The sequence below is a fragment of the Citrobacter sp. Cpo032 genome (assembly GCF_030332975.1).
GTDB classification, from domain to species: Bacteria; Pseudomonadota; Gammaproteobacteria; order Enterobacterales; family Enterobacteriaceae; genus Citrobacter; species Citrobacter portucalensis.
Genome location: NZ_JAOWGU010000040.1, coordinates 22,098 through 45,084, shown reverse-complemented (window position 1 = coordinate 45,084; position 22,987 = coordinate 22,098). Strand labels below are relative to the sequence as shown.

Sequence of the window (22,987 nt, the reverse complement as noted above, 5' to 3'; positions counted from 1 at the left end):
ATAAACATTTCCGGCAATATGCACGACATATTGTTTCATCGACTCTAAATTTATTTCTACATTTTCTATAGCGAGTGACAGTATAGGTTCAATATATAATCAGGGCATATTGGTTCAGACCCAACACCTCTAATGATTAATTTTTGAGCAACCCTGACCCACGGGTAAGTATTTCTGCAACGCTACGATAAATTTCCGGTTTTTTGTTTTCAACTCACTACTATGCCAGGTTTCCCCCGGTAACACATAACGCATGGTGGCTTCATCATCAGTTGAGTGACACCCCTGGTGTACGATAATTTTGAAAAAAGTATTCCCTGTGTTTTTCAACGTCCCGTTTATCTCATCAATGGTGTAGGCCAGGTTCATTTTCCTCGGACGAACGACCAATATGGTATCCATAGCGATCACCGGGAGAGCCTGTCCGCCTTTCCCTTGATTACGCTCGGTAAACAGCGTTATCGGCATTTCACGAAACAGTATTCGGTAATAGCGTTCTTTATCATCCTGCGGGCCACGATAGAAAATCTTAAAAAACTCACTTGCCTGCGGTGCCAGTGAAAAACGGAGCGGAGTAAACAAAAGTTCGCCTTCGGCAATAGCACTTCTGTTTTCACCTCCCGGTCCCGGTTTATCTATTTTAACTGCACTAATACTGTACACGTTCTGTTTCTGGCTATCGTTATAGATTCGTTTACTGATAAATGATTTATCCGATGGCATCTCATAAATAGTCGACTCCAGGTAGACGGCGTGAGCGGAGAACACCGTTAGCCCGGAAAGCAAGACCAATATCCATCTTAGCGCCAAACGACAGTGGCTCATGGCGTCACTCCCACCCAATTAGCCGTCACTTTTATCTCTCCGCTGGCACTGACAACACCTTCCCAATCCGCACCGGAAACGGTCAACATCGAACGCGAATCATTCATTGGGAAAAGCAATTTTAAATCAGTCGCAAAGTAGGTTCCATCATCTGTATTATTTGCGTCCCAGGGCGTCTGTTGCCATTGCGCATCTCTCATGCTGATCGCCGCTTCACTACAGCTATTTCGTTTCTGTACCACACCACCCGACTGACTGTTGTACTGAAGAAAGGCGGGAATTGGGACAGATAACCCACCTTGCGTAGAAGTGAACAGGCAATAAGGCACATTGTTTATCGTCGTACTTTCCCCAATAACTTGTGCGGTAATGCTATCAGCCTGACGAGGCCCCGAGACCGTCACGGTGTAATCCATCTCAATCGGAGCGGTCTCGCCAATTGTGCCGCTGCCGCTTGCCGAGGTGCTGTTATCCGATGAGATAATACTGATCCCATATTCCTTTGGCACAATATTGAGCTGTAGCGAAGGCGTAAACTGGTAATACCCCGACTCTGGCGTCACGCTATTTGTAAAAGCAAATGTAAATGGTTGGCTGTTGGTGATACTGACGCCACGATCCACCATATTTTTCAGGAATGTTTTCGACAGAAAAACATAGACATACTCACCACTATTACTAAAAATATTATAATAAACCGACGTCGAGCTAAAGTTAGTCCAGGTTTGACCATCACCAGAATATTTTATTGTGGCAGCCGCAGGCGTAAAACCGAGCAAACCGCTATCCGCGTACATACGAATACGTAGTGAAGCCGTCAGATTGCTGGTTTGATTTAAATTATATGAAATCATCTTACAGATAACACCATCTTCACGACTGACCACACCCAGCTCACAATAACCACTGTCTTTAGTGATGCTCGGGGTGCCATCACTGGCAACCCATAACTCCTGAAATGCATTGGTAGAAACCAAAGATAAATGACCTATTTTATTTAATGTATAAGGTCTGATATACCAATTACCGCTGCTCTGGTCTTTACAACGTTGCCCAGCCGCATAATCATAATCAATCGTGGTTCGACAAAAATTAAGGTTATATGTCTCTGCGCTTCCGACCGACATATTGCGGAAGTATTCATACGCCGAGTCTGTCAGCGATGCAAAACCATAGTATCCACCGGCGATTCCGGATCCGGTTGCTTTGGTGTGATAAAAACCAAATTGATCGGTTAGCTCGGCAGCAATATAGCCAGATGCAGGGCAATTAGCACCAGTGGTGCAACGAATACCCCGAAATGGTTCACTGATTGGCGAATTATCAATCCACATATCTTTATAATATGAGGTATTGGCTACCCAACCAACGATACCCATATATCCCAGGCTATCCTGGTCGTTTCCATATTTTACCCAGGTGTTCGACCCACTAATGCGAGGATCGAGAGAGGACGGGGTAATAAAGTATTCGTTATCAACATTGTTTTCTATAAACAAATAGTTGTTGTTGACCGCCGCCTGAGTGGAAGCCGAGAGCGCCCAGGCGGATGGAGATAACGCGGCAAAGACACAGCCGAGAATAAGGGAAAGAGATTTATTCATTATTAATACCTTATCGTTGTGCCATCGTGGTTTGCGTTGCACATTTCACATCGCCAACCCACGCCGCGCCGCGTGCTTTTTCCAGATCCAGATCGGCTTCACATATCCTGCCATTGGCAGAAATTAACGTAATAACCGGATACTTTTTATCAATATCGATGGCAAACTCACCTTTTGCATCCGTACGTGTTTTACCGATGTGGTTATGAATATCGGTATTTGCAGCCAACTGTCCATCGGGATAACGAATGCGACCGAATACGGTGACCATGCTTTTCACTTCAGGGTTGATAACTCCCACGTTACCCGGATATAGCGTCAGCTCCTGTTTGCGTCCTGAAACAATATCGAAGCTGTCCTCAGAGTTTTTATCATTGAGGATTTCCAGCTTGTACTGAGCATAGGGCGGCAGTGCAATGAAGTTTGATTTACCGCTGAGACGATAATTGCGGTTATTAATCTTCGCAGCCAGTTTCCCCTCGCCGGTCAAATCTGTTTTTACGATAACGCCAGAACGCTGCCTCTCTTTACTCAGACCGAAGTCTTTACCTGCCCATGCCAGAGAACCTTGGGAAGAGAAGTTCATATTGGTGGAGTTGTCAGCAGAACGTGTTACCGATACGGTGCCAGCGTTATATTTCGTGTCATAACTTAGATTGCCGTTTACCGAATAATTATTGTCGTAATACTGTTCACCACTCAGACGCGTTGATGCCGATAATCCGACCGATTTAATCGGCCCTTCAGCATACTGTTTTCGTGCACTGAGATTACCCTGGGTGCTGCCATAGCGATCTCGGGAGACGCCCATGCTCAACCAGGTCGCCAACGGCAACGATAAGTCCAGGCTGACATAACGTTCCTGTCGCCCATCGTCATTTCGGTTGTTGTAGTAATAACGCTGAATTCCTGCACGTAACCCAATCGTGGCATACCTTCCAGAATAAAGAGTCGTGTTGTAATCCAGATTACGGTATTTATTGCCTGAGTAACGATTCTCCGTCTGACTAACAGTGAGTGAACCACCATGAGGAATAAACTTTCCGAGGTTAAGAGTTCCGCCAATGGAATAGTTATCACGCTCCTGCATAGGCAAGCGATCGCCAATTTTACTGTCTTCACGAGATGCCCAAAGGGAACCATATCCCTCAGGGACATTGAGATTAATGTTACTGATGTTTCGCCATGATGAATCGTTCGCTACCAACATCTGATTGCCAATACTGACGTATTCATTCACATTCAGCGTGACATCCGTTTCATTAACCGCATTGTTGTCAAAACCGTAGATCGTTGATTTCAGGCCCAGCCCCGACAATATCGCCAGCGTCACCGATGCGGCCCCCCCGGCAATCCAGGTCTGCTCACTACCCAAATCCTGATAGTGGTTACGCTTATAGCTCACCCGATCATAATCCAGCGAACCACCAAAAAACTGCCATGAGAGCTGATGAACTCCGGCAGCTTGTTGGCGAGCAAAGATCTTATTAACCCGGCTGACACGACTATTAATTGTCCGCCCATTGACCACGATATCTACCGTGACGTCGTAAACACCATACGGAAAGCGACTGGTATCAATTTCATAGCTGCCCATATTAAAGTTCTGCACGCTGAGCAAACGTCCATCGCGGAAGACATGAACCTCACCAGCGGCTGGCAAAAATACGGTAATCGGCGTGAGTGAAAGCGCGGTATTCTCAACAACCGTACTTCCATTGTTCCCGTAGCTCACACCGTAAATTTTCCCACCATTCAGCGCATTCAGGCTGGCAATAGACTGGACATTCCATGTATCAAGCATCCCCAGCGCCAGTCGATACCCTTCATAATCGCGCTCATACATCGCACGATAAAGTTTACTGGTACCATTGCTGTCACCGATACCGTAAAACGAACCGTTAACATTAATGTGGTGCTCCCGCAGCGATGTTGTATTGTCCATCGTCAGATAGCTGCGGGTACTGCTGCCATTTCGGTAATCGTTGTAGTAGGTACCAAAGTTGTAGTTCAGGACGTTAGACAGAGTTTCAACGCTGGAAGGCCCAAGCAAGCTACTGCGCGCGACAATCGCTTCAGTTAACGCATCTTTGCTGACAATCATCTCCAGGTGAAATGATGAGACATTAAGTTGCAGTCGAGCATCATCTGACAGTTCAATATTCGTATTATCGTGAAACTTTACATCACGGATTTTTTCCACTAACGCGCGGGTTTTCTCGGATAACACAGCATTATTGGGCAATTCAGCAAGAGTCAGTGCTTTAACTGTAATATTGCCATCAACAAGCGAAATCACCGCATCGGCAATTTTTTGCTGACTTTTCTCATCAGTCTCGTTGTAACGGATATAAACCGGCACCGTCATTCCCTGCTCCAGTGAACGGGCGAAAGCGCTGGGAATAACGTAATTACCCACTTTTACTGGGGCTGCATGTGAAGTTCCTGGTGTCAGCGCAAGAAAAAGACAAATGCTACCGCCAACAATATATGTTGTTGTCATATGCATCCTTACAATCCGGTATTTTTATTTTTCCCGTACAGATGGCTGCTATTGACCATCACTTCACTGTAATAAACTGCTTACCGTGCCAGATACCGATGCGTGAGCGGCTATTACTAATGTCGGTGAACTGCAGTTTTATTTTTGTACCTGGCATAATGTAATAACGTTCACGACAGCCCCGCCCCTGATCGCGAGCATTATCTTTGCAAGCTCCATAGGCGATTACTCGAAATGAAACATTGCCAGTATTGCTAATAACATCACCATTACGGTTATATTCAAAACGCTCTTTTCGCGGCGCAACGACCAAAATCGTGCCAATTTCTGCTGACGCTGTCGCAACAGCCAATTTATTGGCCCTGGTTTCCGCGCTCTCGGTGACCGGCTCATCTATCCATTGCAGACGATAATAACGCTCGATATCATCAATTGGCCCTTTATAAAAGAAGCGAAAAACATCCTTTGCCTGACCAGGCAGAATTAGATTGGCAGGCGTAGAGAGTAATTCCCCGGAATTAACGGGTTTTATTTCGACTCCGCCCGCTAAGGGTGATGACAGTTGTTTTACCGATACGCTGACATAACGAGCCGAATCTGTCGTATTAGTGATTTCTTTCGATAATGAACTCTCAGTAGAAGTCATTATCGACGTGATATCACCGACGTTAATTGCCCAGCTGGAAAAAGATATTACCAACCCTACCAACATTGCCGCCGGTAAATATTTATTCATGACACCATTCCTGATAAATTCGGGAGAAATTCTCCTCCCGAACTTTTATTTCTTAGGCGGACGGAGTCGTCCAGGTTGCATTGAACTGTACTTTTACATCCCCAGTCCAATAGCCGTCTGGCAGTGCAGAGTAATCCGTTACCGGTGTGCTACCATCAGAAGTCGCAGACGCAATGGTGAATTTGAAGTTGGATTGATCGCTGACGCGGTCAGCACCGTTGTAAGCGCCATCAGCCATCAGGCTTTCAAGACCAGAAGTCGAGCTGGAATTTACCAGGACAGTATCTGATGAATTAGTCAACGCGGTGCCATTCCATGCCACCCCTACGTTCAGGGTAGACGCATCACCACTGGCGTTGGTCAGAGTATTGCTAATAATCTGAGCGGTCAGTTCAAAATCAGTTGCCGTTTCCTGGCCCTGAATAGTCACATCAAACGCGCCATCCTGGGAGTTGAAGCCATTCAGACCTTCCGCATACTGGAAAGTCAAAGAGTTCAGCGGAGTGACGACCAACATGCTGGTGGTATCTTTTGTTGCCGTCGCGTCCCACGAGGCCGTTGCAGAAGCAGTGACATCTGCCATTGCATTTGCCGCAACAAATACAGACGCCAGAGAGGTCACTAATAATAATTTTTTCATTTTTATCTTCTCCTAAGAACAAACTCACCACCGAGTCTTATTATTAAGTCACTCCAGCGGTTCCATTAATTGCGAGCCAGAATTGCCGCGCCCAAAAATTATCATTTGAATTAAGTAACATCTCAACAAACCCTGAAACGCAAAAATTACAAAAAGACTAAGAATTTTCCCACTAAAACGATAATCTAAGAAGTTTCCTAAGTTTAATTTACTTAAATAGCACCATGAGCCAGAACTATCCCCCAAATAAATAAGACAAATCAAACAATTCATCTTTTTTATGTTTTTGATAAATATCAAAAAGATCATACAAATACCACGAGAGCAAAACCCTTACAAAACATAAAGATAATTAACACCTCCATAGTTTCTCTATAATGCTTATTATTTGTTGCAATTATGCTAAATTTTTAACGCCGCAAGAAAATTCTCATGATATATCCATTTGCGAGGGAATATTCTTATAAAAAAATCATTCACCTACAGAAACTACATTCTAATTGATAATTATTTGACAAAATTAAAACCAGGAATTTTCCATATAAAATGAATATTCCTGGCTTATCAGGAGAGATAATGATTATCGTTAAATAGAAAATTAGATAAAACGTTTTAAACCAAGATAACTATTAATAGTTACGGTACGTACCCTATGTAAGGTAATCAAATTCTGCTGTTCAAGTGATTTTAATGAGCGGCTAACGGTTTCAATTTTAAGATCGAGATAACTGGCAATTTCCTCCCGAGAAAATGGCAAGCGAAGCGTCGTTTCTGGCCTGCCGATGCGCAAATGCATCTCGTAAAATTCCACCAGGAAAGCCGCGATCCTGGCCTCAGCATGTTTATTCGCATAGCGCCGCAGTTTTTCAACAATGAATCCATTATCCCTGCAGAGAAACTTGATGACTGCGGCAGCAACCGAAGGCTCCTTCTCTGCTACCTTGAACAACCGCGCAATATCAATGTGGCAAACTTCCGCAGCCGTTGCCGCCTTAATCGTTGTCAGGTACTTCCCCCCTTCGACAGCATCCAGCGCCATGATATCTCCCGGAACATAAAAGCGGCTGATAAAAACGTTATCGCCACATTCCACACTGGACTTGCAGTACCCCTCATGGATAACAAAAAGCATCTCCGCGGTTTCATCCTGCCGAGCGAGTATCTCCCCAGCTTTAAACCGCCTTCTTTTGTCTATTAATTTGTATTGATTATCACGGTCAATCGCCGCTCCCTTTGGGCACAGCGAACAATGACGGGGAGGAAACGGGTTGCCAAGCGGCACAACAGGAATACTAAGTTTGTGAATATCCGATTTCACGCAACAACTCCTCATAAAAATGAGATTGATTCTAATAGATCGGGCCATGGGAACAATACGTGAAACGAAGACCAGGAAAATTCATGCAGGCAGGGAAAATTCTGTGATACGCCGCCTTTCTGGCGCCAGAGAATGCATAGGTCAGAACCAGACTGGTGCGGATGATGTTAAAAACGCAGGATAAAAAATGCGGCAGCGGGGTGAAGGTTAGAATTAACTGGGTGATGCCTTAATAGCCTTTTAAATCAGATGGCTATTATTGCATCACCCAGTTTTAATTACGCACGAATCGTGTCGTCACCGAAGCCAACCCACTTATATGTGGTCAGTGCTTCCAGTCCCATTGGGCCACGCGCGTGCAGTTTTTGCGTGCTCACCGCCACTTCCGCACCCAATCCGAACTGGCCGCCATCGGTAAAACGAGTAGAGGCGTTTACATACACGGCAGAAGAGTCCACTTCATTCACGAAACGGTTGGCGTTGCTGAGCGTGCGCGTCAGTATGGCGTCCGAGTGCTGGGTACCGTGTTCGCGAATATGGGCGATAGCACCATCCATATTTTCGACCACCACAACGTTCAGATCCAGAGACAGAAACTCGTTATCCAGCTCTTCCGGTTTTAGTGGCACCAGTTTGGCAGGGCCATGCAGAACTTGCATCACGATTTCATCACCGTGCAGCGTAACACCGCTATCCGCCATCTTTTGGCTTAACGCAGGCAGGAAACGCTCAGCAATATCCTGATGCACCAGCAGAGTTTCTACAGTGTTACAGGTGCTTGGACGCTGGGTTTTGGCGTTAACGATAATCTTCAGGGCCGGGGCGATCTCCGCGGTATCATCAACATAAATATGGCATACGCCAATACCGCCGGTGATGACCGGGATCGTCGACTGCTCACGGCACAGCTTATGCAGACCCGCGCCACCGCGAGGGATCAGCATATCGATGTACTTATCCATCCGCAGCATTTCAGCGACCAACGCGCGGTCCGGGTTATCAATTGACTGTACGGCAGCCGCGGGTAAACCGCAGGCTTCCAGCGCCTTTTGGATAACAGCCACGGTCGCGGCGTTGGTCCGGTAGGTCTCTTTCCCACCGCGCAGAATCACCGCATTGCCGGTTTTCAGGCACAGGGAGGCAACGTCAACGGTGACGTTTGGACGCGCTTCATAAATCACGCCAATCACGCCCAGCGGGACGCGACGACGCTCCAGACGCAGACCGCTATCCAGCAGGCCGCCGTCAATCACCTGCCCTACCGGGTCGGCAAGATTACAGACCTGGCGCACATCGTCAGCAATCGCTTTCAGACGCGCCGGCGTCAGCGCCAGGCGGTCGAGCATCGCTTCGCTCAGGCCGTTGGCTCGCGCCTGCTCAACATCTTGTATGTTCGCGCTGAGGATGCTTTCCGTTTGCGCTTCCAGCTCATCAGCAATGGTTTCCAGTACGCGATTTTTTTCGCGACTGGAGAGCAGCGCCAGCTTGTATGACGCGGCTTTGGCAGCAATGCCCATTTGTTCCAGCATATGCTTGTTCCTTAACGGGTGATCATGTCGTCGCGATGGACAGCAACCGGACCGTATTCGTAGCCCAGAATGGTGTCGATCTGTTGTGAGTGGTGTCCGGCAATACGGCGCAGCGCATCGCTGTTATAGCGGGTGACGCCGTGGGCAATATCGCGCCCTTCGAGATTGCAGATGCGGATCACTTCACCACGAGAAAAGTTACCTGTCACGCTTTTAATGCCTTTTGGCAGTAATGAGCTGCCGCGTTCCAGAATTGCTGCGGTCGCGCCCTCATCGACGGTAATCTCACCGGCAGGCGGCGCGCCGAAGATCCAGCGTTTACGGTTCTCCAGCGGAGAGGCTTGAGCATGAAAACGCGTCCCAACGGAAACGCCTTCCATCACGTCGCCAATCACGCCCGGCTTGCTGCCTGCGGCAATAATGGTGTCAATCCCGGCGCGGCATGCGACATCGGCGGCCTGCAGTTTTGTGCCCATGCCGCCGGTTCCCAGACCTGAGACGCTATCCCCGGCAATGGCGCGCAGCGCATCGTCAATACCGTGAACGTCTTTAATCAGCTCCGCCTGCGGATTGGTACGCGGATCGGCGGTGAACAGCCCCTGCTGATCGGTCAACAGCAGCAGCTTATCGGCTCCGGCCAGAATCGCCGCCAGCGCGGAGAGGTTGTCGTTATCGCCGACTTTAATCTCAGCGGTCGCTACGGCGTCATTCTCATTAATGACAGGAACAATGTTGTTATCCAGCAGCGCGCGGAGTGTATCGCGGGCATTGAGGAAACGCTCTCTGTCTTCCATATCTGCACGCGTCAGCAGCATCTGCCCGATATGAATACCGTAAATCGAGAACAGCTGTTCCCACAGTTGAATCAGTCGGCTCTGCCCGACCGCCGCCAACAGCTGTTTCGAAGCTATCGTTGCCGGGAGCTCCGGGTAACCAAGATGCTCACGTCCGGCGGCAATCGCACCAGAGGTAACGATAACAATACGATGCCCTGCGGCATGGAGCTGCGCGCACTGGCGAACCAGTTCTACGATGTGGGCGCGGTTCAGGCGGCGGGATCCGCCCGTTAACACACTGGTGCCAAGTTTTACCACCAGCGTCTGGCTGTCACTCATGATTCTCTGCCATTCAAAATTGGGGAAAATGATATCAAACGAACGTTTTAGCAGGACTGGCCCCGGTTGCCAACAACCAGCGCACAAAGCATGAAATTTTATTGCGCAGGATCAGCAAGCGTAGCGGCAGATTTTGACGCATTTATTACAGAAACAAAAAAACATCCTTTTTTAAAAATATTCTTACTTTGTCATAAAACGTTCATTGCCAGACGTTAAAAACCCTCCTGTCTTTTAACGGGGATCACACCCAGTGAATATTAGCGCGTACTTTTAATCAGGAATGAAAATGAAAAAGAGCACTCTGGCATTAGTGGTGATGGGAATTGTTGCATCAGCATCCGTACAGGCAGCGGAAGTGTATAACAAGAATGGTAATAAGCTGGACTTGTACGGCAAAGTAAAAGCCATGCATTACATGACGGATTATGACAGCAAAGATGGTGACCAAAGCTATATCCGTTTAGGTTTTAAAGGCGAAACGCAAATTAACGATCAACTAACCGGTTATGGTCGTTGGGAAGCAGAGTTTGCCGGCAATAAAGCTGAAAGCGACTCTAACCAACAAAAAACACGTCTGGCCTTCGCCGGTGTGAAATTAAAAGATTTTGGCTCGTTTGATTATGGTCGTAACCTGGGCGCGCTGTATGACGTGGAAGCCTGGACCGATATGTTCCCGGAATTTGGTGGCGACTCCTCCGCACAGACCGATAACTTTATGACCAAACGCGCCAGCGGTCTGGCAACTTACCGCAACACCGACTTCTTCGGCGTCGTGGATGGCCTGGATCTGACCCTGCAATACCAGGGTAAAAACCAGGATCGCGATGTGAAAAAACAGAACGGCGATGGTTTTGGTACTTCTGTTACTTATGACTTTGGCGGCAGCGATTTCGCGGTGAGCGGCGCTTATACCAACTCCGATCGTACCAACCAGCAGAATCTGCAAACTCGCGGTACGGGTGATAAAGCTGAAGCCTGGGCAACCGGCTTAAAATATGATGCTAACGATATTTATATTGCGACGTTCTATTCTGAAACACGCAATATGACGCCAATTTCCGGCGGCTTCGCCAATAAAACACAGAACTTCGAAGCGGTTGTTCAGTACCAGTTTGACTTTGGTCTGCGTCCGTCACTGGGTTATGTGCTTTCTAAAGGGAAAGATATTGAAGGCGTCGGCAATGAAGACCTGGTGAATTATATCGACGTGGGCGCAACGTATTATTTCAACAAAAATATGTCCGCGTTTGTTGATTATAAAATCAACCAGTTGGATAGCGATAATAAACTGGGCATCAACGATGATGACATCGTTGCTGTCGGTATGGTCTACCAGTTCTAATTATACCCGTCATATTTCAAGCTGCATGTGCGTTGGCTTTCCTCGCTCACCCCAGTCACGTACTTATGTACGCTCCTGGGGATTCGCTGCGTCGCCGCCTTCCTGCAACTCGAATTATTTAGGGTATAGCATAAAAAAATGCCGGATGGGGTTGCGCCGCCATCCGGCATTTTACTGTTCATTATGCCGTTAACTTAACCGGTTCATCCTTAAAGTCGTCAGCAGGTTCCAGCGCCAGATTCAGCGTCGTTAACAAGCCAAGTAATTTTTCATGAAATTCACGTAAGGTGTATTCCAGTCGCTCTACCACTTCAGTCTCTTTCACCGGCACCGCAGTCCAGTTACCGTCTTTATCAAACAAACCAAACTGATAACTGTACGTGAAGCGTTTTTCCTGCGCCTCCAGTTCCATCCACCAGCCCCAGAACTCGCGTTTCTCAGGGGCGGGTTTCACGTTGACGCAAACAGCCAGACAATCGAAAAAAAATCGATTATCTTCGCACTGCCCTTCCCGGATATACGGGCCAAGCGCGGTGAATTTCTTGATCAATCTACTTTTCGGATGCCCACTCGGTAACGTCATTACGATCTCCTTAGGTGAAGCACCTGTTTTACCAAATCGCTAAAATTTAGCAAACTTTTAACACAATCTCTGATTGATCCAACCGGTTATTTCCTGCAGCCCTTTGTCAAAATTGCGATACACCTGGTTGAAGGGGATCTCCAGTAGCTTACCGTCTGAAGATGAAGATGTGATTAAACGTGACTCTTCTTCCGGGCTAAACGGATCGTTCTTCCAGAATCCTGAGAGCATTGGCGTCGGGCAGCGTCGACCCAGCAGGCCCTGCACTTTTAATGAATAGCGATTAAGCTCAACGCGCAGCGCTTCATCGGAAGCGTCATGCATCCCCAGGCGGCTGGCCAGAACGTCAAGATACATTTCCGGGACGCTTGCCTGACGCTGCGGATCGCTCAGCAGCGCATGCACGACCGGCCCCAGACAGGCCACCGCCTTCAGCCGTGATGATTCCAGATACGCCAGGCGTACCGCCACGTTAGCGCCAAAGCGGAAACCGAAGGCCGCCACGCGAGTGTGATCCACCCAGGGAACATTAGGCAGCGCTTTTAATACATGCTGATGCAGCAGGCTGGAATCCTGAGTCAGTTTCCATTTTGACGAGAAACCAACCGACGGCATATCCAGCGTCAGCATGGCTATACCCCGTGGGGCAAAATAGCGCTCATACAGGGTGTAGTAATCCGTTTGCATGGAATCGAGGCCACCACACATCAGCACCGTCGGGAACGGACCGTCACCTTTTGGCATATGTAAGAAGCCGGTGATCGGCGCGCCGCCAGCGACGGGAAACTCCATCTCACGCAGCGTGCCCGGTAATCGCTGTGCGGCCTCTTCATAGGCACGATTCGCCAAAGCCTGTGCCTGCTCTGCCAGCTCATCGCCTTTCAGGTGTGGGTAAGCGGCAATGTTGTACAACGTAGACGCATGCAGCCAGTGGCGTCCGCTCACCTGCGGATCCTCTTCCATAGACGCTTTCTGTTGCCAGTCCATCGCCTGCTTCGCCCACTCATAGATCCAGTTCCCACCGCGATAGCCGATAACCGTATCGTAGAGTTCTTTATCTGTACGCTCGGCTTCGCTCATCACGATACGTGCCTGCACCTCAAGGATTTCACGCGGGTCGACGCCGCGCCAGATCCACATCAGGCGATTCACCATGCGATACCAGTGCGGAATGGTTTTGCCATCCAGGGCAGATTGTACGGACGGCTGCGCGCCGTGATTAAAACGACGAACCAGTGTTGACGTTTCAGGGTGTTTGAAGCGGGGTTTAAACAGGACTTCGCTGAGGTTAGCCTGTGACATGATTGCAGCCTCCATGAGTACTCACTAAGGCATAGTGTAACCTGACACAGCACAAAAAGAACAACGCCCGGCAGTTGCCAGGCGTTGAAAATTTTTAGATTAGCGACCAGAGATCGGCGGGACGAACACCACGCCCATATCCCACGGCTGCTCAATCCATGTATCCTGAGGGATATCAACAACATAATCATTCACCAGCGGGCGACCAGCCGGCTTAGCGAAGATAGTGACGAAATGCGCTTTAGGATACATTTCGCGAATCGCAACGGCGGTACCACCGGTGTCAACCAGGTCATCGATTACGATGAAACCTTCACCGTCGCCTTCGGCACGCTTCAGCACTTTCAGTTCGCGCTGGTTGTCGTGATCGTAGCTGGAGATGCATACGGTATCGACATGACGAATACCCAATTCACGCGCCAGCAATGCGCCCGGCACCAGACCACCACGACTAACGGCAATAATGCCTTTCCATTGTTCAGAAGGCATCAGGCGGCTTGCCAGTTTACGTGCATGGATCTGCAACATGTCCCAGGTGACGACGTATTTTTCGCTCATGTGAAGTGTCCCAGCCTGTTTATCTACGGCTTAAAAAGTGTTCGAGGGGGAAATAGGTTGCGCGAGATTATAGAGATCTGACGCACTAAAAACCAGTGTTTCGCGGAATCCGCGCCTCTTTTTGCATGCTTTATGCTAGCCGTCAGCGGAGAAAGTGGTATTCTCAATCGCATCGCGCAAGCCTGGCTTGTGGTGTTTTTAATTCTGCTAACCCCGTGGCCTGCAAGCAAGTTTTGTAGGACATCGCCAAGGAGACTCAACGTGTCTGAACTGTCTCAATTATCCCCGCAACCGCTATGGGATATTTTTGCCAAAATCTGTTCTATTCCTCATCCGTCCTATCATGAAGAGCAGCTCGCTGAACACATTCTGAGCTGGGCCCAAGAGAAAGGTTTCCACGTCGAGCGCGATCAAGTCGGTAATATCCTGATTCGCAAACCCGCAACCGCAGGTATGGAAAACCGCAAGCCGGTCGTTCTGCAGGCGCACCTGGATATGGTCCCGCAGAAAAACAACGACACCGTGCACGACTTCACTAAAGATCCTATCCAGCCTTATATTGACGGCGAATGGGTGAAAGCCCGTGGCACCACGCTGGGTGCGGATAACGGCATCGGTATGGCGTCTGCGCTGGCCGTTCTGGCTGATGACAGCGTGGTACACGGTCCGCTGGAAGTGCTGCTGACCATGACCGAAGAAGCGGGTATGGATGGCGCGTTTGGTCTGCAGGCTAACTGGCTGCAGGCAGATATCCTGATCAACACCGACTCTGAAGAAGAAGGTGAGATCTACATGGGTTGCGCAGGCGGTATCGACTTTACCACTAACCTGCCGCTGTCCCGTGAAGCAATCCCGGCTGGATTCCAGAGCTTTAAGCTGACGTTAAAAGGCCTGAAAGGCGGTCACTCCGGCGGCGAAATCCACGTGGGTCTCGGTAACGCGAACAAACTGCTGGTACGCTTCCTGGCGGGCCACGCTGAAGAGCTGGATCTGCGTCTGGTTGATTTCAACGGCGGTACGCTGCGTAACGCGATTCCGCGTGAAGCCTTTGCCACCCTCGCCGTGGCTGCAGATAAAGTTGATGCGTTAAAAGCGCTGGTCAACACCTATCAGGAAATCCTGAAAAACGAACTGGAAGCCAAAGAGAAGAACCTGGCTCTGCTGCTGGATGCCGTAACTCAAGACAAAGCCGCGCTGACAGCTCAGTCTCGCGACAGCTTTGTGCGTCTGCTGAACGCCACCCCGAACGGCGTAATCCGCAACTCTGACGTCGCCAAAGGCGTGGTTGAGACCTCTCTGAACGTCGGCGTTGTCACCATGACTGACGACAACGTTGAAATTCACTGCCTGATCCGTTCCCTGATCGACAGCGGTAAAGACTACGTGGTGAGCATGCTGGATTCACTGGGTAAACTGGCTGGCGCGAAAACCCAGGCAAAAGGCGGATACCCAGGCTGGCAGCCGGATGCTAACTCTCCGGTTATGCACCTGGTTCGTGAAACCTATCAGCGTCTGTTCAACAAAACGCCGAATATCCAGATCATCCACGCTGGTCTGGAATGTGGTCTGTTCAAGAAACCGTATCCAGATATGGACATGGTTTCCATCGGGCCAACTATCACCGGTCCGCACTCCCCGGATGAGCAGGTTCATATAGAAAGCGTCGGCCATTACTGGACGCTGCTGACTGAACTGCTGAAGTCTATTCCGGCGAAGTAAGATTCTGCGCTAAATGCCGGATGACGCTACGTTTATCTGGCCTACATGCTGGTTTGTAGGCCGGATAAAGTTGTTACGTAGCCATCTGGCCTGCACGCTGGTTTGTAGGCTGGATAAGGCGTTTACGCCGACATCCGGCAATTGTTCTGAGTCACAGCCCCAACAGTAGCTGTCTTTCCATTTGTGGATCCAGCAGCGTGACGTGTAACCCCACCAGCCTGACACCTCGCCCTCCCCTACGCTCGTCCCAGGTCTTGCGCGCTGTCGTAATTAAGTCGTCTTTATTTAAGCGCGGCCAGACGTGCTCCTGCGTAGTCTGCTGAAAATCATTAAACTTGAGTTTTATCCCCTGGCGAGCGATCAGCAGATCCGGCTTTACCTTTGCCAGACGCCGTTCCAGTTCGGGATAGAGCCGTTCAATTATCGCCTCACACTCCGACCACTCGTGAATATCTTCCGCCAGCGTACGCTCCACGCCGACGGATTTACGCAGCCTGTCGTTGTTGACGTCCCGTTCGTCAATCCCCTGACTGCGCTCCCACAGCACGCGACCAAACTTGCCGAAGCGTTTGAGCAGCATTGCCAGGTCGTATTTTTGAACATCTTCGCAGGTACGTAATCCCATTGATTCCAGCTTAGCGGCGGAGACTTTGCCAACGCCGGGAATTTTGCCTAACGGCAATGTTCTGAGAAATTCAGGAACATCGGCAGGGGTAATCACATATTGCCCATTGGGTTTGTTGAGATCGGAAGCTATTTTTGCCAGAAATTTTACCGGCGCAATTCCGGCAGAGGCGGTTAACTGTAACTCGTTAAAAATTGTCTGGCGGATTTCCTGAGCGATCAGCGTAGCTGAGCCGTGGCAGTGGGTGCTGTCGGTCACATCCAGATAGGCTTCATCCAGCGAAAGTGGTTCTATCAGCGAGGTATAGCGAGAGAAAATAGCCTGAATCTGGCGGGAGGCTTCTTTATAGGCCTCGTAACGACCAGGTAATAAAGTGAGATGCGGACACAGCTTTAATGCCATTCCCGTTGGCATTGCGCTACGCACGCCAAATTTGCGCGCCGGGTAATTGGCCGTGCTGATGACCCCCCGACGTTCTCGACTGCCACCAATAGCAATGGGAATATCACGCAGGGCGGGGTTGTCGCGCATTTCCACCGCCGCGAAAAAGCAGTCCATATCGACATGTATGATTTTACGCATCGTTCGTCTCCCACATCACTGTTTAAGTATACAGTATTTTTATGTTGTGAGAAGTATGGTTGTACCTAATGCTGGGCCGTTCCTGACCCATTATCCATCCAGCACGAATAAGACCCAATGAAGCGCAGTAACCAGCAAAATACGCCAGTGTCTGACTGCCTTTAAGCGCAATTTTCCGTATAAAGAAAAACTAAAGTGTAAACGCCGCACGAGAGACTTGCGAAAAACTCTCTTGGTGCTAATGTGAGCGCTCCAGATCCAGATTTATCCGATTTGGGGAATCTTTTTGCCGTCCTGGCGTGTGTGATCGTTTTATCAAGGAATAAGCAGTATGCGTAAAATCGCATTTTTTCTTGCGATGCTTTTATTGCCGTGCGTTTCATTTGCCGGTTTGCTGAGCAGCAGCAGCCCGACTACGCCTGTCAGCAAAGAATATAAGCAGCAATTAATGGGCTCCCCCGTTTATATCCAGATCTTCAAAGAAGAGCGAACCTTGGATCTGTACGTCAAGATGGGCGAACAGTATCAATTGCTCGACAGCTATAAGATCTGCAATTATTCCGGCGGCTTAGGGCCGAAACAGCGTCAGGGTGATTTCAAAAGTCCGGAAGGATTTTACAGCGTACAACGTGGACAGCTGAAACCGGATAGCCGCTTCTATAAAGCGATTAACATTGGTTTCCCTAACGCCTACGACCGCGCACACGGTTATGAAGGTAAGTACCTGATGATCCACGGTGCCTGTGTTTCCGTCGGCTGCTACGCAATGACCGACAACGGCATTGATGAGATTTTCCAGTTTGTGACAGGTGCTCTGGTGTTCGGGCAGTCCAGCGTACAGGTTAGCATTTACCCGTTCCGCATGACCGATGCCAACATGCAACGCCATAAGTTCTCGTATTACAAAGATTTCTGGGCCCAGTTAAAGCCGGGATACGATTACTTTGAACAAACACGTAAACCACCGACCGTTTCCGTCGTCGATGGTCGTTACGTCGTCAGCAAGCCGTTGAGTCACGAAGTGGTTCAGCCGCAACTGGCATCAAACTACACGCTCCCCGAGACAAAATAATGCCCACTCGCCTGGCATAATCTTTTGCCAGGTTTCATTGCCGGTTAACGGTTGAGTGGCAATCACGGTGACCACATCATTGGGTGTGGTCTCTGAGCTAAAATCGATTTCCACGTCCTGATCCAGCAATGTCGCCACGCCAAACGGCGCACGACGCGTGATCCAAAACAGGTTGGTCGAACAGAAGGCCATCACATAGCGTCCGTCAGACAACAGCATGTTGAAGACGCCTTTCTCCCGCAGCTCTCCTGCCAGCATTGCGATGTATTTAAACACTGCCGTCATATTGCCAGGCGTGCGCGGATAACGCTCCGTCAGCTTATGGAGCAGCCAGCAGAAAGCTTTTTCGCTGTCGGTTTCCCCGACCGGACGGAAATTACCGGTTTCCAGCGATTTATAGCCACTGAGCTGTCCATTATGAGCATAGGTCCAGTTGCGTCCCCACAATTCGCGGGTAAAGGGATGGGTATTTTCCAACGCCACTTCGCCACGGTTCGCCTGACGAATATGGGCAATCACGGAACAGGATTTGATGGGGTAGTCTTGTACCAGTTTGGCAATAGGCGAATTAAAGCTGGGTTGCGGATCTTTAAACGTACGGCAGCCCTTACCTTCATAAAACGTAATACCCCAGCCGTCTTTGTGCGGCCCGGTCCCTCCGCCGCGCTGAACCAGTCCGGTGAAGCTAAAGCAGATATCGGTTGGCACATTGGCGCTCATCCCGAGCAGTTCGCACATACATCACCTACCTTAAAACCGTGAACTGCCTGATGGCGCTGCGCTTATCAGGCCTACGTGGCGCTCATGTAGGCCGGATAAGGCTTCAGCCACCATCCGGCAATCGTCTTCTTATGGTTTAACCATCTCTTTTTCGATCAGCTGGATCAGGATATGGATCACTTTGATATGAATTTCCTGAATACGGTCAGCGTAGCCAAAGTGCGGCACGCGAATTTCGATATCCGCGCTACCCGCCATTTTTCCGCCATCTTTACCGGTCAGGGTGATCACTTTCATCCCTTTCTCACGCGCTGCGGCAATCGCTTTAATTACGTTACCGGAATTACCCGAAGTAGAGATGCCTAGCAGGACATCACCTTCACGACCCACGGCTTCTACGTAGCGAGAGAACACATAATCGTAACCAAAATCGTTGCTGACGCAGGAGATATGGCTGACGTCAGAGATAGCGATAGCAGGGTAACCAGGACGGTTTTCACGATAGCGTCCGGTCAGCTCTTCGGCAAAGTGCATCGCGTCGCAATGGGAACCGCCGTTACCGCAAGAAAGTACCTTACCGCCCGCTTTAAAGCTGTCTGCCAACAGGACCGCCGCGCGCTGAATGGCGTGAATATTGGCGTCATCTTTAAGAAAATTAGCCAGCGTTTCCGCCGCTTCGCTCAGTTCGTTACGAATAAGATCCTGGTACATGAGGATATCCTTCAGCATGAATGTAAATGACAAGATGCAGTGTACCGGATAGCGCTACCAGCGAGAAGTACAAGCCACAGGAATGGTCATAATGACTGCAAGTGAATCATGCAAGAAGAATATTTTATCTTTGAACAGGGTTACGTTCACCTTATGTTCATCGCTACTCTGATATCGCTATTTACGTGAACGTGCAAGGGTGGCTCACCGCCCCCCCCCCTTGCAACCCGGGCTCCCGGCGGGAAAATCGTCGCTATGCGATTCATTCGTCTTATTCCGTCTGCCTTTCGGGTCGGGGCCGAGCCTGCATCCCTGCAGGCCATCCCCTCCGTCCGCATCCCTGCGGACGACCCCGGTCAGCCGTCAACGCCTCATCAATTTTCAGCCGGACCGAGGGTATCGCTTCAACTCTCTTAATTTCAGGTGTTTCTGTTTCGCTGTTTGAAAAAACGGCGGCGATGATCAGGTGTGGGCTGGTCCGGCTGAAAATTGCCGACGTGTTTCCGTAAGGCCGGGAGAGCCAGCATGGATGCTGGCTCAGGGCGCGTTTTGCAAGGACGCTACCTCGCGCCCGGCCCGGTAGCCTGAAGGAATAAGCGGAGGGTATTGCACAGCAACAATTTTCCCGCCGGGAGCCGGGATTGTTAAGGGTGCAGCAATAGCACCCTTAACACGTTCACAAATATTGGTGCTGCAGAGTGGCGATAAACGCAAAGTGAACGGAACAATTTCTCAGAGTTAACACGTTCATTACCTTGCCAACGCATGTTGATATTTCCTACTACAGAAAATTATCCAGACAGGAATGGCTACGGCTTTTGATTTTTTGTGCCGGTTAAAACAGCAACAATGTGAGCTTTGTTGTAATTATTTTGTAAACACATTGCTAAAAGAATTTACATCCACTACAACCATATCATCACAAGTGGTCAGACCTCCTACAAGCAAGGGAGCTTTTCGTTATGATGATTTTGAGTATTATCGCTACGGTTGTTCTGCTCAGCGTTCTGTTTTATCACCGCGTGAGCTTATTCCTCAGCAGCTTAATTTTGCTCGCCTGGACGGCTGCGCTTGGCGTGGCTGGCCTGTGGTCAGTCTGGCTGCTGGTTCCTCTGGCCATTATCCTCGTGCCGTTTAACTTTACGCCGATGCGCAAATCCATGATCTCTGCGCCGGTGTTCCGCGGCTTCCGTAAAGTCATGCCACCGATGTCGCGTACTGAGAAAGAAGCGATTGATGCGGGTACAACCTGGTGGGAAGGTGACCTGTTCCAGGGCAAGCCTGACTGGAAAAAACTGCATAACTATCCTCAACCGCATCTGACCGCTGAAGAACAAGCGTTTATTGATGGTCCAGTGGAAGAAGCGTGCCGCATGGCGAACGACTTCCAGATCACTCACGAACTCGCGGATCTGCCGCCGGAACTGTGGGCATATCTGAAAGAACACCGCTTCTTCGCGATGATCATTAAGAAAGAGTACGGCGGTCTGGAATTCTCAGCATATGCTCAGGCTCGCGTTCTGCAGAAACTCTCCGGCGTTTCCGGGATCCTGGCGATCACCGTTGGCGTACCTAACTCATTAGGCCCAGGCGAACTGCTGCAACATTACGGCACCGAAGAGCAGAAAAATCATTACCTGCCGCGTCTGGCTCGCGGTCAGGAGATCCCATGCTTTGCTCTGACCAGCCCGGAAGCAGGCTCCGACGCAGGGGCGATCCCTGATACCGGCGTGGTTTGTATGGGCGACTGGCAGGGCCAACAGGTGCTGGGTATGCGCCTGACCTGGAACAAACGTTATATTACGCTGGCGCCTATCGCCACGGTACTGGGTCTGGCATTTAAACTCTCTGACCCGGAAAAACTGCTGGGTGGTGAAGAAGATCTCGGCATTACCTGTGCGCTGATCCCAACCTCAACGCCGGGCGTACAAATTGGGCGTCGTCACTTCCCGCTGAACGTGCCGTTCCAGAACGGTCCGACCCTCGGTAAAGATGTGTTTGTACCGATTGATTACATCATCGGTGGTCCGAAAATGGCCGGTCAGGGCTGGCGCATGCTGGTGGAATGTCTGTCTGTGGGACGTGGTATTACCCTGCCGTCTAACTCGACGGGCGGCGTGAAATCAGTCGCAATGGCCACCGGCGCATATGCGCACATTCGTCGCCAGTTCAAAATCTCCATCGGCAAGATGGAAGGTATTGAAGAACCGTTGGCACGTATTGCCGGTAACGCCTACGTGATGGACGCTGCGGCATCACTGATTACCTACGGCATTATGCTGGGTGAAAAACCGGCGGTGCTGTCGGCTATCGTGAAATATCACTGTACCCACCGTGGGCAGCAGTCAATCATCGATGCGATGGATATCACTGGCGGTAAAGGCATTATGCTTGGCGAAAGCAACTTCCTCGCCCGCGCTTATCAAGGTGCGCCAATCGCCATTACCGTTGAAGGTGCCAATATTCTGACCCGTAGCATGATGATCTTCGGTCAGGGTGCGATTCGCTGCCATCCGTATGTTCTGGAAGAGATGGCTGCGGCACAGAGTAACGATGTGAATGCGTTCGACAAGCTGCTGTTCAAACACATCGGTCACGTTGGCAGTAACAAAGTGCGCAGTTTCTGGCTTGGCCTGACACGTGGCTTAACCAGCAGCACGCCAACCGGCGATGCGACCAAACGTTACTACCAGCACCTGAACCGTTTGAGCGCCAACCTGGCCCTGCTTTCAGATGTGTCCATGGCCGTACTGGGCGGTAGTCTGAAGCGCCGTGAACGTATCTCCGCGCGTCTGGGCGATGTGTTAAGCCAGCTGTATCTGGCCTCTGCGGTACTGAAACGTTATGACGATGAAGGCCGTAATGAAGCGGACCTGCCGTTGGTTCACTGGGGCGTTCAGGATGCGTTGTACAAAGCGGAACAGGCGATGGACGATCTGCTGAAAAACTTCCCGAACCGTCTGGTCGCGGGCTTGCTGAACGTGGTTATCTTCCCGACCGGTCGCCACTACGACGCGCCGTCTGACAAGCTGGACCATAAAGTCGCGAAGATTTTGCAGGTTCCGAGTGCTACTCGTTCTCGTATTGGTCGCGGTCAATATCTGACGCCAAGCGAGCATAACCCGGTTGGTTTGCTGGAAGAGGCGCTGCTGGATGTCATTGCAGCCGACCCTATCCACCAGCGGATCTGTAAAGAGTTGGGTAAAAACCTGCCATTTACCCGTCTCGACGAACTGGCGCACAATGCGCTGGCGAAAGGGCTGATTGATAAAGATGAAGCCGCGATTCTGGTGAAAGCCGAAGCGAGTCGCCTGCGCAGTATCAACGTGGATGACTTTGAACCCGAGGAGCTGGCGACTCAGCCGGTAAAGCTGCCAGAGAAAGTGCGTAAAGTCGAAGCCGCATAACGATATACGCACAACGTTTAGCCCCGCTTAATGCGGGGCTTTTTATTGCCACATTTTCATTAATCCTCATGCTACAGTGTCAAAATGTTGTTC

General features: G+C 49.9%; 18 protein-coding genes. 4 read left to right on the top strand and 14 right to left on the bottom strand.

What is annotated here, in order from left to right; translation table 11 throughout:
* Nucleotides 1-129: 129 nt before the first annotated feature.
* From OGY33_RS10160 to proB, 8 genes are all read right to left on the bottom strand, one after another.
* The gene (locus OGY33_RS10160) at nt 130-825 is read right to left on the bottom strand and encodes a fimbrial biogenesis chaperone (RefSeq protein ID WP_149607816.1); all 696 of its coding nucleotides are present in this window, start codon (nt 823-825) and stop codon (nt 130-132) included.
* Nucleotides 822-2,429: a fimbrial adhesin EcpD family protein gene (locus OGY33_RS10155; protein ID WP_191238840.1), complete on the bottom strand. Its 1,608-nt coding sequence runs from the start codon at nt 2,427-2,429 to the stop codon at nt 822-824. The genes OGY33_RS10160 and OGY33_RS10155 overlap by 4 nt, the downstream gene beginning before the upstream one ends.
* A 10-nt stretch (nt 2,430-2,439) precedes the next feature.
* The gene (locus OGY33_RS10150; RefSeq protein ID WP_149607818.1) at nt 2,440-4,932 is read right to left on the bottom strand and encodes a CS1-pili formation C-terminal domain-containing protein; all 2,493 of its coding nucleotides are present in this window, start codon (nt 4,930-4,932) and stop codon (nt 2,440-2,442) included.
* A 58-nt stretch (nt 4,933-4,990) separates the two neighbouring features.
* A complete protein-coding gene (locus OGY33_RS10145) occupies nt 4,991-5,668 on the bottom strand; it encodes an EcpB family pilus assembly chaperone (RefSeq protein WP_149607819.1) in 678 nt (225 codons plus the stop codon).
* Nucleotides 5,669-5,720: 52 nt separating this feature from the next.
* On the bottom strand, nt 5,721-6,308 hold the full coding sequence (gene ecpA / locus OGY33_RS10140) for a common pilus major fimbrillin subunit EcpA (protein ID WP_003830835.1): 588 nt from the start codon (nt 6,306-6,308) through the stop codon (nt 5,721-5,723).
* 598 nt (nt 6,309-6,906) lie between these two features.
* On the bottom strand, nt 6,907-7,626 hold the full coding sequence (locus OGY33_RS10135) for a Crp/Fnr family transcriptional regulator (protein ID WP_071444636.1): 720 nt from the start codon (nt 7,624-7,626) through the stop codon (nt 6,907-6,909).
* 278 nt (nt 7,627-7,904) lie between these two features.
* Entirely contained in the window at nt 7,905-9,155 is a 1,251-nt protein-coding gene (proA, locus tag OGY33_RS10130) for a glutamate-5-semialdehyde dehydrogenase (RefSeq protein WP_103015305.1), read from the bottom strand.
* Nucleotides 9,156-9,166: 11 nt separating this feature from the next.
* Nucleotides 9,167-10,270, bottom strand: coding sequence for a glutamate 5-kinase (proB, locus tag OGY33_RS10125; RefSeq protein ID WP_003031373.1), 1,104 nt, complete (start codon nt 10,268-10,270; stop codon nt 9,167-9,169).
* A 289-nt stretch (nt 10,271-10,559) separates the two neighbouring features.
* On the opposite strand from proB, the gene phoE reads away from it, so the two are divergent.
* Nucleotides 10,560-11,615, top strand: a complete 1,056-nt coding sequence (gene phoE / locus OGY33_RS10120; protein ID WP_003830831.1) for a phosphoporin PhoE — start codon at nt 10,560-10,562, stop codon at nt 11,613-11,615.
* Between the two features lie 181 nt (nt 11,616-11,796).
* On the opposite strand, the gene crl is transcribed toward phoE, so the two are convergent.
* From crl to gpt, 3 genes are all read right to left on the bottom strand, one after another.
* On the bottom strand, nt 11,797-12,198 hold the full coding sequence (crl, locus tag OGY33_RS10115) for a sigma factor-binding protein Crl (RefSeq protein ID WP_003031376.1): 402 nt from the start codon (nt 12,196-12,198) through the stop codon (nt 11,797-11,799).
* A 57-nt stretch (nt 12,199-12,255) separates the two neighbouring features.
* A complete protein-coding gene (gene frsA / locus OGY33_RS10110) occupies nt 12,256-13,500 on the bottom strand; it encodes an esterase FrsA (RefSeq protein ID WP_286571558.1) in 1,245 nt (414 codons plus the stop codon).
* A 99-nt stretch (nt 13,501-13,599) separates the two neighbouring features.
* Nucleotides 13,600-14,058, bottom strand: coding sequence for a xanthine phosphoribosyltransferase (gpt, locus tag OGY33_RS10105; RefSeq protein ID WP_003031380.1), 459 nt, complete (start codon nt 14,056-14,058; stop codon nt 13,600-13,602).
* Nucleotides 14,059-14,319: 261 nt separating this feature from the next.
* Between gpt and pepD the strand changes: the two genes are divergently transcribed.
* Nucleotides 14,320-15,777, top strand: coding sequence for a cytosol nonspecific dipeptidase (gene pepD, locus OGY33_RS10100; protein ID WP_191238841.1), 1,458 nt, complete (start codon nt 14,320-14,322; stop codon nt 15,775-15,777).
* A 151-nt stretch (nt 15,778-15,928) separates the two neighbouring features.
* Here the strand turns inward: pepD and dinB are convergent, their stop codons facing one another.
* Nucleotides 15,929-16,984 carry a DNA polymerase IV gene (gene dinB / locus OGY33_RS10095; RefSeq protein ID WP_003830824.1) on the bottom strand — a complete coding sequence of 352 codons (1,056 nt, stop codon included), beginning with the start codon at nt 16,982-16,984 and terminating at the stop codon, nt 15,929-15,931.
* 331 nt (nt 16,985-17,315) lie between these two features.
* Here dinB and dpaA point away from each other — a divergent pair, with 331 nt between their 5' ends.
* A complete protein-coding gene (gene dpaA, locus OGY33_RS10090; RefSeq protein ID WP_003830823.1) occupies nt 17,316-18,056 on the top strand; it encodes a peptidoglycan meso-diaminopimelic acid protein amidase in 741 nt (246 codons plus the stop codon).
* Here the strand turns inward: dpaA and OGY33_RS10085 are convergent.
* Nucleotides 18,027-18,794, bottom strand: a complete 768-nt coding sequence (locus OGY33_RS10085) for a class II glutamine amidotransferase (RefSeq protein WP_003031388.1) — start codon at nt 18,792-18,794, stop codon at nt 18,027-18,029. The two genes, dpaA and OGY33_RS10085, sit on opposite strands and share 30 nt — an antisense overlap.
* Before the next feature lie 111 nt (nt 18,795-18,905).
* Complete coding sequence (gene lpcA, locus OGY33_RS10080; protein WP_003031390.1) at nt 18,906-19,487, bottom strand: D-sedoheptulose 7-phosphate isomerase; 582 nt, start codon at nt 19,485-19,487, stop codon at nt 18,906-18,908.
* Between the two features lie 962 nt (nt 19,488-20,449).
* Between lpcA and fadE the strand changes: the two genes are divergently transcribed.
* A complete protein-coding gene (gene fadE, locus OGY33_RS10075) occupies nt 20,450-22,894 on the top strand; it encodes an acyl-CoA dehydrogenase FadE (RefSeq protein ID WP_003830821.1) in 2,445 nt (814 codons plus the stop codon).
* Nucleotides 22,895-22,987: the final 93 nt, after the last annotated feature.